Origin of the sequence: Dietzia sp. B19 (assembly GCF_014145155.1) — a bacterium.
Taxonomy (GTDB): domain Bacteria; phylum Actinomycetota; class Actinomycetes; order Mycobacteriales; family Mycobacteriaceae; genus Dietzia; species Dietzia natronolimnaea.
Genome location: NZ_JAALED010000001.1, coordinates 1 through 9,975 on the forward strand (window position 1 = coordinate 1; position 9,975 = coordinate 9,975).

9 protein-coding genes and 1 pseudogene are annotated in these 9,975 nt (G+C 69.6%); 3 read left to right on the plus strand and 7 right to left on the minus strand.

The window, feature by feature from the left end:
* Positions 1–244: 244 nt before the first annotated feature.
* The 6 genes from G6020_RS00005 to G6020_RS00030 are packed head-to-tail and all read right to left on the minus strand — an operon-like array spanning position 245 to position 6,512.
* Positions 245–1,537 carry an acetyl-CoA hydrolase/transferase family protein gene (locus G6020_RS00005; protein WP_182609242.1) on the minus strand — a complete coding sequence of 431 codons (1,293 nt, stop codon included), beginning with the start codon at positions 1,535–1,537 and terminating at the stop codon, positions 245–247.
* 54 nt (positions 1,538–1,591) lie between these two features.
* Positions 1,592–2,578: an LLM class F420-dependent oxidoreductase gene (locus G6020_RS00010; protein WP_179525608.1), complete on the minus strand. Its 987-nt coding sequence runs from the start codon at positions 2,576–2,578 to the stop codon at positions 1,592–1,594.
* Positions 2,579–2,619: 41 nt separating this feature from the next.
* Positions 2,620–3,501: an ATP-binding cassette domain-containing protein gene (locus G6020_RS00015; protein ID WP_182609236.1), complete on the minus strand. Its 882-nt coding sequence runs from the start codon at positions 3,499–3,501 to the stop codon at positions 2,620–2,622.
* 15 nt (positions 3,502–3,516) lie between these two features.
* On the minus strand, positions 3,517–4,566 hold the full coding sequence (locus G6020_RS00020) for an iron chelate uptake ABC transporter family permease subunit (RefSeq protein ID WP_182609237.1): 1,050 nt from the start codon (positions 4,564–4,566) through the stop codon (positions 3,517–3,519).
* Positions 4,559–5,581 (minus strand): holin, encoded by a 1,023-nt coding sequence (locus G6020_RS00025; RefSeq protein WP_347238266.1) that lies wholly within the window; start codon positions 5,579–5,581, stop codon positions 4,559–4,561. Before G6020_RS00025 ends, G6020_RS00020 begins: the two co-directional genes overlap by 8 nt.
* Before the next feature lie 19 nt (positions 5,582–5,600).
* Entirely contained in the window at positions 5,601–6,512 is a 912-nt protein-coding gene (locus tag G6020_RS00030) for an ABC transporter substrate-binding protein (RefSeq protein WP_182609238.1), read from the minus strand.
* Positions 6,513–6,707: 195 nt separating this feature from the next.
* Here G6020_RS00030 and G6020_RS00035 point away from each other — a divergent pair, with 195 nt between their 5' ends.
* The gene (locus tag G6020_RS00035; protein ID WP_182609239.1) at positions 6,708–7,274 is read left to right on the plus strand and encodes a methyltransferase domain-containing protein; all 567 of its coding nucleotides are present in this window, start codon (positions 6,708–6,710) and stop codon (positions 7,272–7,274) included.
* 64 nt (positions 7,275–7,338) lie between these two features.
* On the plus strand, positions 7,339–9,036 hold the full coding sequence (locus G6020_RS00040; RefSeq protein ID WP_182609240.1) for a fumarate hydratase: 1,698 nt from the start codon (positions 7,339–7,341) through the stop codon (positions 9,034–9,036).
* An 80-nt stretch (positions 9,037–9,116) separates the two neighbouring features.
* Here the strand turns inward: G6020_RS00040 and G6020_RS00045 are convergent, their stop codons facing one another.
* Positions 9,117–9,599, minus strand: coding sequence for a VOC family protein (locus G6020_RS00045; protein ID WP_182609241.1), 483 nt, complete (start codon positions 9,597–9,599; stop codon positions 9,117–9,119).
* Between the two features lie 138 nt (positions 9,600–9,737).
* On the opposite strand from G6020_RS00045, the pseudogene G6020_RS00050 reads away from it, so the two are divergent.
* A pseudogene (locus G6020_RS00050) lies at positions 9,738–9,975 on the plus strand (hypothetical protein); the annotation flags it as partial.

Sequence of the window (9,975 nt, forward strand, 5' to 3'; positions counted from 1 at the left end):
CCTCGCCGAGCTTCTTCCTGTTGCTGTTCCTCGCGGCCAACGCGATCAACGCGATGACCACGACCACTGCGACCACCCCGATGACGATCCAGATGATGGGGTCCATGATTTCCTCCGATGTCAGGGGTCACATTCCACCGGAAACGTAACCCCCCTCCGGGCCCCCTGCCACCGGTCGACCCACGTGGACGCCGCGAACGTGGCGCCGCGAACGTGGCGCCGGTGGGCCGTCGGGGATCCGGCCCTAGTGCACGGTCCGCGGCAACAGCCCGGCGTCGCGGGCCTCCCGACTCAGCCGCTCGCGGTGGTCCGGGTGGGCGATCGCGATCAGTGCGGCGGCGCGGTCGGACACCGACCGACCCCTGAGCGTCGCGATCCCGTACTCGGTCACGACGTTCTCGATGATGTTCTTGTGGGTGGTCACCGGGCTCCCGGGCGTCAACGAGAGCGTGATCCGGCTGATACCGCCGGAGGTCTGGGACGGGGTGACGATGAACCCGTGGCCACCGGGTGAGAACCTGCAGCCCCTCGCGAAGTCCGCCTGACCACCGGCTCCGGACCAGTACCGTCCACCGATCGTCTCCGATGCCGCCTGCCCGTAGAGGTCGACCTCGCTCGTGGCGTTGACCGAATGGAGATTGTGCTCCTGACCGATCACGCGCGGGTCGTTGACGATGTCCACCGGGAGCATGGCGACCGACGGGTTGTTGTGCAGCCAGTCCATGAGCTTCTGCGACCCCACCGCGAAGGTGGTGACGTGCTTGAACGGCCGGCCGGTCTTCCGTGATCCGTCGATGACGCCGGCGTCCACGAGGTCCATCACGCCGTCCGACAGCGCCTCGGTGTGGATCCCCAGGTTCTCGTGCGCGGTGAGCCGCGACAGCACCGCGTTGGGGAGCTTGCCGACCCCCAGTTGCAGACAGGCCCCGTCCGGCACCCGCTCGGCGATGTGGTCGGCGATCGCGTGCTCGATCTCGCCGGGCACGGGCGGCTCGATCGAGATCATCGGGGCGTCGTTCCGCGTCACGCCCACGACCTGGGAGATGTGGATGTGGTTGCGCCCGAAGGTCCGGGGCATGTTGGCGTTGACCTCGACGAAGAACGGCACCTGTCCGATGAAGGACGCCACGTAGTCGGCGTTGGTGCCCATCGAGAAGAACCCGTGCTCGTCGATCTCGGAGACCGTGGTCACGGCGAGGCCGGGCGGGCTGAACTCACGCAGGGTCGCCGGCACCTGCGCGAAGTCGACCGGAACGAGATCGCACGTGCCCTCGTGGAAGTTCTTCCGCGAACCGGGACCGAGGAAGTAGTCCACGTGCCGGAGCCTGCCCGGGTACGCACCCTCCATGAAGGGCAGCGATTCCCAGGGGTCCATGTGGTGGATGGTGACGCCGGAGAACCCCTCGGCCCCCGCGTCGAGGGCGCGCAGCAACGCCGGGGGCGCCGCGTTCTGGATCGGCGAGATGATGTGCATCCCCGGGGTGACGTGATCGAGTACCGCCTCGGCGGGCAGCTCTTCATAGTGGATGTCCTTGATCACGGTCGCACTCCGGTGGTCGGGGATGGTGGGGACGTCCGCCCGGCGGGCGGGTCATGCCAGGGCCGGGATGACCTCGCGTTCGAACAACTCGAGCCCCGAGGTGTCGGTGGCGATCTCTGGGAAGTAGAACACCCCGTAAGTCATCCCCAGACCCTCGAGTTCGCGGAGCTTGTCCACGATCTGCCCGGGCGTGCCCACCGCGGGCAGCCCGCGGTACGCGCCGAGCTGCCGGTCCGCCTCGTCCGCGCCCACGTGGCGGGCCATCCGGTCACGGAGGAACGCCAGCCTGTCGGCGACGTCCTTCTCCGTTTCCCCCACGGCCACGTTGTAGTTGGCGGTGCGCGTGATCTCGGACGGGTCCCGGCCCACGTCCGCGCAGTGTGCGAACAGGACCTCCGACTTGTGGGCGAACCCCTCGGGGCTGCCGTCGAAGTTCGTGTAGTCGGCGTGGCGGGCGGCGATCCGGAGGGTCTTGCGTTCGCCGCCCCCGGCGATCCACATCGGGATGCCACCCTCCTGCAGTGGCCGTGGTCGCACGATCGCACCGTCGACCCGGAAGTGGTCACCCTCGAGCGAGACGATGCCGTCGGCCCAGGCCTCGGTCATGATCCGCACGCCCTCGTCGAGCATGGCGATCCGCTCACCGGCGGAGGGGAACCCGTAGCCGTAGGCCCGCCACTCGTGCTCGTACCAGCCGGCCCCGATCCCCATCTCGACGCGTCCGCCGGAGATGTGGTCCACGGTCGACGCCATCTTCGCCAGGAGCGCGGGGTTGCGGTACCCGAGACAGGTACACATCTGACCCAGCCGCACCCGGGAGGTCACCGCGCCGAGGGCGGACATCAGGGTCCAGGCCTCGTGGGTGGCCTCTCCGGTGGTGAGCGGTGCGGTGTGCATGTGGTCGTACACCCACACCGACTCCCACGGGCCCGCGTCGGCACGGGTGGCGAGGTCGGTGATGACCGGCCAGTGGCGGGCGGGGGGCACGTCGACCAGGTCGAGCCGCCAGCCCTGGGGCAGGAAGAGTCCGAAACGCATGCCCCCGACACTAGCGCCGTGGGCCACCCCGGGAGAGCCGGTCAGGCGGTGGACAGGACCGCGCCGATGCCCTCCGGCTCGTCCTCGCCGTCGAAGTACAGCGCCACGTATCGCCCCGCGACCTCGGCGACCTGCATCTCCATGTCGTACACCAACCGCAGGACGTCGGTCCGCATGATCTGCGCCGGCGTGCCGTCGGCGACGATCGAGCCGTCCTTCATGGCGATGATCCGGTCCGAGTAGGCGGCGGCGATGTTGATGTCGTGGATCACCAGGACGACGGTCTTGTCCCGCTCCGCGGCGGTCCGGCGCAGCAACCGCATGATCGAGGTGGCGTGACGCAGGTCGAGGTTGTTGAGCGGTTCGTCGAGCAGGACGTAGTCCGTGTCCTGCGCGAGAACCATGGCGATGTGGGCGCGTTGGCGCTGGCCGCCGGAGAGCTCGTCGAGGTAACGGTCGGCCAGGCCCTCCAGCTCCATCGCCGCCAGGGCGTACCCGACGTGCTCGTCGTCCCCGGGGGTGGGTCGGCCACCGTTGTGCGGGAACCTGCCGAAGGCCACGAGTTCGCGGACCGTCAGGCGGATGGAGACGGCGTTCTCCTGACGCAGCACCGCGAGGCGTCGCGCGAGCTCGCGGCCGCCGTTCACGGACACATCGACCCCGTCGACCAGGACGTGTCCGGAGTCGGCTCCCTGGAGTCGGCTCATGACCCCCAGCAACGTTGACTTGCCGGCGCCGTTGGGTCCGATCAACGAGGTGACGCCGCCCTGGGCGAAGCACGCGGTGACGTCGCGGAGGACCTGTGTCTCGCCGTATGACGCGCACACCGAGTTCGCCTCGATACCGTCCCCGGTCGGGCGCTCGGCCGGCCACGGGGTCGCGCTGGTCCGGTCACCGCGGCGACGGAACGGGAGGAGGGACATGATCTGCTTCTTTCGTCAGCGTGCGCGGTTGGTCAGGAGCAGGAACAGGAACAGCAGGCCACCGACGAACTCGATGACGATGCTCAACGCGGACTCGACGCCCAGGGCGCCGAGCACCAACTCCCCACCGGCCAGCGCGACCACGCCGAGCAGCGAGGCGACGGGCAGCGTGAAGCGGTGGAGGGTGGTCCCGAGGAGCGCGTAGGCGGCGTTGGCGACGATGAGCCCGAAGAACATCACCGGGCCGATCAGCGCCGTCGACGCGGAGACGAGGAACGAGACCACCACCAGCACGACGATCGTCACCCGGCGGTGGTTCACGCCCAGGGCGACCGCCGGGTCACGGCCGAGGAGCATCACATCCAGCCTGCGGCCGAGCAGCACGACCACACCCAGGCAGGCGGCGACGATGAGTCCGCACGCGACCAGGACGTCCGGCTGCACACCCCGGAAGCTGGCGAACATGGCGTCCTGGACCCGCAGGTAGGCGGCCGGGTCGAGCAGGCGTTGGAAGAACGAGGAGATCGAGCGGAAGAACACCCCGAACACCACGCCGACCAGCAACAGCAGGTGGATGTCGGTCCTCCGCCCACCGAGCAGCCAGAGGTAGAGCGCGGTCGAGGCCACGACCATGATCGCCGTCTGCCCCAGGAATCCGGAGAGGCCGCCGCTGATGAGGCCGCCGGCGAGGGCCTCGGGACGCGGGACCACGAAGAACACGAGCATCGTCTGGACGAGCAGGTACAGCGAGTCGAAGCCCATGAGTGCCGGGGTGAGGATCCGGTTCCCGGTGACGGTCTGGAACAACACCGTCGACACGCCCACGGCCACGGCCACCAGGACGATCGCCACGGCATGGCGGGACAACCGGTCCAGCGAGTAGTGCCAGGCCCTGGAGCCCACGGTCTCCGGGAGGCCGGTCAGGACGAGTGCGGCCAGCGCCCCGACCGCGACGGCGGCGCAGACCAGGGTGACCAGCCACCGGCGTCGTCGGTCGGACTCGGTCCGTGTCCGCCCACGCCGGAGCTGCTGCGGCGGGCGCTCTGCGGTAGGGGTCTCAACCATTGCGCACCGCCCGCAGCATCATCGCCAGGAATACGGCCCCGCCGATGATCCCCACCAGCGTCCCCACGGGGATCTCACCCGCACCGGTCGAGCCACCGGCGAGGATGCCCGGGAGCGACCGTCCGACCATGTCGCAGACGAGGACGGTGACCGCGCCGAGGAGCGCCACGAGCGGCAGGCCGCGGCGCGCGTCGTCGCCGACGAGTCTGGAGACGACGTTGGGGACCACGAGTCCGAGCAGCGGGAGGGCGCCCACGGTGACGACGACGACGGCGGCGACGGCCGCCACGATGGACATTCCCAGGGCGACGACCGTGCGGTGATCCACACCGAGGCCCGTGGCGACGTCCTCCCCCAGCCCGGCCACGGTGAACCTGTCCGCCGTGATGTAGGCGATCACCCCGAGGACGGCCACCAGCCAGAGCAGTTCGTACCGCCCGGCGAGGACCGCGGAGAAGTCGGCGAGCATCCAGGCGTTGAGCATCTGGAGGAGATCCCGGGACAGTGCCAGGAACGCCGCGACCGCACCCACGACAGAGCCCAGCATGATGCCGATGAGCGGCACGATGAAGGAGTCGGAGACGGCGACGCGACGGATGCACGCGAGGAACAGCGCGGTGCCGGCGAGGGCGAACACCATCGCCACGAGCATCTTCACCACGATCGGGGCGCCCGGGGCGAGGATCGCCACCACGACCAGGCCCAATCCGGCGGACTCGACCGTCCCGGCGGTGGAGGGCTCCACGAAGCGGTTGCGGGTGAGCAGCTGCATGAGCTGTCCGGCGACCGCCAGGGACGCCCCGGCGAGCGCTGCCGCCGCGGTCCGGGGCAGGCGGGCCTCGAGGAGGTAGACGCGATGCGCCTCGGTGAGGCCACCGGTGAGGACGTCCCGGACCGTGATGTCGGCCGCGCCGACGAACACGCTCGCGACCAGTGCCACCAGTAGTGCGGCCACGCCGAGAACCGGCCAGGGCGCCTGGTGCCGTGGCCGGTTCTCCGACAGGGTGGTGGTCACGACCGGGTGCTCCCCGCGGTCAGGAGACTGCCGAGTCGATCTCGCCGATCATGGCGTCCAGGACGCCGAGCCCGCCGCCGATGAGGTACCAGTTCTGCCCGTCGAGCATGTGGACGTTGCCGTTGGTCGCGGCGGAGGTCCGGTTGAACAGGGGGTTGTCCAGCAGCGCTGTGGCCGCCTCACCCTCGGCACCGATCGCGGCGTCCCGATCGATCACGAAGACGTGATCGGGGTTGAGCTCGGCGATCTGCTCCCAGCTGAGCGGTGCGCCGTGCCTGCCCTCGGCGGCGACGTCACCGGCCGACTCCATTCCGAGTTCGTTGAAGATGATGTCGAACCGGGTCCCGGGGCCGTAGGCCGTGACCTTGCCGCCCGAGGTCATGAGCACCAGTGCCGTTCCGGCGTCCTCGGCCTTGGCACGCGTCTCGGCGACCCTCTCGTCGATCTCAGCGAGCTGCTCCGCCGCCTTGTCCTCGGCACCGAACAGGGCGGCGATCTCCTCCACCTTGGCGCGGTTGGACGCGACCGTGTCGGAGGTGTCGGGATCACCGGCGATCACCTGGTCCGAGATCTTGGCGAACTCGGGCTCCATCGCCTCCGTGCGCGCACCGAACAGGATCAGATCGGGGCCGAGCTCGGCGATGACGTCCATCTTCGGCTCCTTGAGGCTGCCGACGTCCGTGTACTCATCGCTCGCATAGGTGTCGAGCGCGTCCGGGAACACCCCGGTCTTGGTCAGGCCCACCACCCGGTCCTCGAGATCCAGCTCGTCGAGCGTGTCGGCAGCGGCGTGGCTGGTGAGGACGACCCGCGCGGGCCCCTCACCGTCGGTGCCGGTGGACTGCGCGTCGGAGCTTCCGCAGGCAGTGAGCGCGCCGCCGGTCAGGGCGAGGGCGGCTGCCGCGGCGACGATCGTGGGGAATCGGTTCACAGTGTCTCCAGGGGCTTAAGTCAGTAGGTTAGGCTCACCTTAACCACGCCGTGTGCGCAGGGGCAGAACCAAGGTGTGCCTTCCCTCAGAAGCGGGTGGTGGGGACCTCGCGCCGACTGGCCCGCTCCCGTGGCCACGGGACCCCGGCGCGAGTACGATCACGCCATCGGAATCCCGTCGCGAAGGAGGCCCGGCATGCCCACCGCGGAGGTCCGGAGGGCGATGCGCGCCCAGGACCGGCGACGGTTCCTCCCCCCTGAGGTCGCGGGCGACCACCGCCGCGACGCTCCGCTGCCGATCGGCCACGGGCAGACGAACTCGCAACCCTCCACCGTGGCGGACATGATGACCCTCCTCGAACCGTTCCCCGGGATGCGGGTCCTCGACGTCGGCTCCGGCAGCGGCTGGACATCGGCGATCCTCGGCGAACTGGGCGGACCGGGGTCCGCCGTGTACGCGGTCGAGCTGGTTCCGGAGCTGGTCGAGAGGTCACGCGCGGCCCTCACCCAGCCCTGGGTGCGGGTACACCAGGCCCGGCCCGGAGTGCTGGGCCTGCCGGAGTACGGCCCCTTCGACCGGATCCTCGTCTCCGCGATGGGCGAGGCCCTCCCTCAGGAGCTCGTGGACCAACTCGCAGAGGGCGGTGTGATGGTCGCGCCCTGGCGGGACGTCATGCACAGGGTGCGGCGCACGAGCGGGGAACTCGAGGTCACCGACCACGGTGGATACCGCTTCGTCCCCCTGCGCCACACCCGATTCTGACCTGCACAATCGGACGATTATCCTGGACGGAAGTTTTACCCGCCTTACAGATCCAGGAGCGTCGATGCCCGAGTTCGTCTATGAGGACCTCCTCCCGGTCGGTGCGGACACCACCGACTACCGCCTCCTGACCACCGAGGGCGTCTCCACCGTCGAGGGCCCGGACGGCACGACCTTCCTGCGCGTGGATCCGGAGGCGATCCGCCTGCTCACCGAGACGGCGATGCACGACATCTCGCACTACCTGCGCCCCGACCACCTGGCCCAGGTCGCCAAGATCCTCGACGACCCCGAGGCCAGCGACAACGACAAGTTCGTCGCACTGGACCTGCTCAAGAACGCCAACATCGCCGCCGGCGGGGTGCTTCCGATGTGCCAGGACACCGGCACCGCCATCGTCAAGGGAGAGCGTGGCCAGCACGTGCTCACCCCGGGGCCCGACGAGCAGGCGGTCGCCCGCGGCGTCTACGACGCGTTCACCCGCCTCAACCTGCGCTACTCGCAGAACGCCCCCCTCACCATGTGGGACGAGAAGAACACCGGCAACAACCTCCCGGCCCAGATCGAGATCGGCGCCGACACCACTCCCGGCCACGAGAACAGCTACAAGTTCCTGTTCATGGCCAAGGGCGGCGGCTCGGCCAACAAGTCCTTCCTGTACCAGGAGACCAAGGCGATCCTCAATCCCGAGCGGATGATGCAGTTCATCGAGGAGAAGATCCGCTCGATCGGCACCGCGGCCTGCCCGCCCTACCACCTGGCGATCGTGGTGGGCGGCACCTCCGCCGAGTTCGCGGTCAAGACGGCCAAGCTCGCCTCGGCGCACTACCTGGACGAGCTCCCCCGCGAGGGGGCCATGTCGGGCCGCGGATTCCGCGACGTGGAGCTGGAGGAGAAGGTCTTCGAGCTGACCCAGCAGATCGGGATCGGCGCGCAGTTCGGCGGTAAGTACTTCTGCCACGACGTCCGCGTGGTGCGCCTCCCCCGCCACGGGGCGTCACTCCCCGTCGCGATCGCCGTCTCCTGCAGCGCCGATCGTCAGGCCAAGGCCAAGATCACCCCGGAGGGCGTGTTCCTCGAGCAGCTCGAGTTCGATCCCGGCCGTTTCCTGCCCGCCACCACCGACGCCGAACTGGACGCCGCGACGCACGGCGTGTCCGGGACCGGCAAGGGAGCGGCGGTGAGGATCGACCTCAACAAGCCCATGGCGGAGATCCTCGCCGAGCTGAGCAAGCACCCGGTCAAGACCCGTCTGTCCCTCACCGGTCCCCTGGTGGTGGCCCGCGACATCGCCCACTCCAAGATCAAGGAGCGGCTCGACGCCGGCGAGGAGATGCCGCAGTACCTCAAGGATCACCCGGTCTACTACGCCGGACCCGCCAAGACCCCCGAGGGGATGCCGTCGGGATCGTTCGGCCCCACCACCGCCGGCCGCATGGACTCGTACGTCGAGCAGTTCCAGGCCGCGGGCGGCTCGATGGTCATGCTGGCCAAGGGCAACCGCTCGAAGCAGGTCACCGATGCCTGCGCCACCCACGGCGGCTTCTACCTCGGCTCGATCGGAGGCCCCGCCGCGCGGCTGGCCCAGGACTGCATCAAGCACGTCGAGGTGATCGAGTACGAGGAACTCGGCATGGAGGCGGTGTGGAAGATCGACGTGGAGGACTTCCCCGCGTTCATCGTGGTCGACGACAAGGGCGAGGACTTCTTCGCCCACACCGGCGAGGTCACGCTGACGGTGGGCAAGCGCCCGGGTCTGTGACCTGTGCGGGCCTGTGACCTGCGGGGGCCACACACGCGCGGGCTATGTGACCTGCATGGGTGACCGCCCGGGGGGTGGCGTCACGAGACTCCCCGGGCAGCGGCCTCCAGTGCGGCCACGTCGAGTCTGACCATGTCCATCATCACCGTGAAGGCCCGTGCGGTGGCCGCCTGGTCCCCCGAGCGCCACAGCTCGTACAACGACTCCGGTGCGACCTGCCAGCGCACTCCGTAACGGTCGATGAGCCAGCCGCACTGCACCTCCCGGCCCCCGCCGGCCAGCAGGCCGTCCCAGTAGTGGTCGATCTCGTCCTGGTCGGCGCACCGGATCTCCAGCGAGATCGCATCGGTGTACTCGACCCCCGGACCCCCGTTGAGGGCGAGGAAGGCCCGACCGTCGAGCTCGAACTCCACTGTCAGGACCTCGCCGGCCTTCGGCCCCGGCGTGTCGACCGGGGACTCGTCGACCGAGATGACGCGCGAGTTCGGGAAGACCGAGCAGTAGAACTCCGCGGCCTCCTCCGCCTGCCCGTCCATCCACAGACACGTGACGAACCTCGACATGTCGCCCCCTCCTCCCGCCCCGACGGGCGTGGCCCGGATCCAGTGTCCCCCGACCGCGGCCCCCGCGGAACACCCTGGAGTGTCGCGATCCGGCAACGACGTTCGGCGCCGGTCTGGCCGCGACTAGGATCTACGTGCATGAACAGGATCACGCGTACCCTCGCCGCAGTCACGGTCGCCGCGGCCGCCACCGCCGGGCTCTCCGCCTGCGGGACGGACGGCGAATCGGGCCGGGACGAGGCGACCGGGGTGTCACCGACCACCTCAGAGGTGATGTCCACGACGACCTCGGCCCCCGTCCCCGGGCCCGCCGATTCGACGGTCGACGTCCCGGCACCCGTGGCGGACCGCTGGAACGACCTCGGCGGCGAGGCGG

Bases quoted from the DNA above. Each gene is read 5' to 3' on its own strand.
- G6020_RS00010 (WP_179525608.1), bottom strand. From the start codon at position 2,578: ATGCGTTTCGGACTCTTCCTGCCCCAGGGCTGGCGGCTCGACCTGGTC.
- G6020_RS00015 (WP_182609236.1), bottom strand. From the start codon at position 3,501: ATGTCCCTCCTCCCGTTCCGTCGCCGCGGTGACCGGACCAGCGCGACC.
- G6020_RS00020 (WP_182609237.1), bottom strand. From the start codon at position 4,566: ATGGTTGAGACCCCTACCGCAGAGCGCCCGCCGCAGCAGCTCCGGCGT.
- G6020_RS00035 (WP_182609239.1), top strand. From the start codon at position 6,708: ATGCCCACCGCGGAGGTCCGGAGGGCGATGCGCGCCCAGGACCGGCGA.
- G6020_RS00040 (WP_182609240.1), top strand. From the start codon at position 7,339: ATGCCCGAGTTCGTCTATGAGGACCTCCTCCCGGTCGGTGCGGACACC.
- G6020_RS00045 (WP_182609241.1), bottom strand. From the start codon at position 9,599: ATGTCGAGGTTCGTCACGTGTCTGTGGATGGACGGGCAGGCGGAGGAG.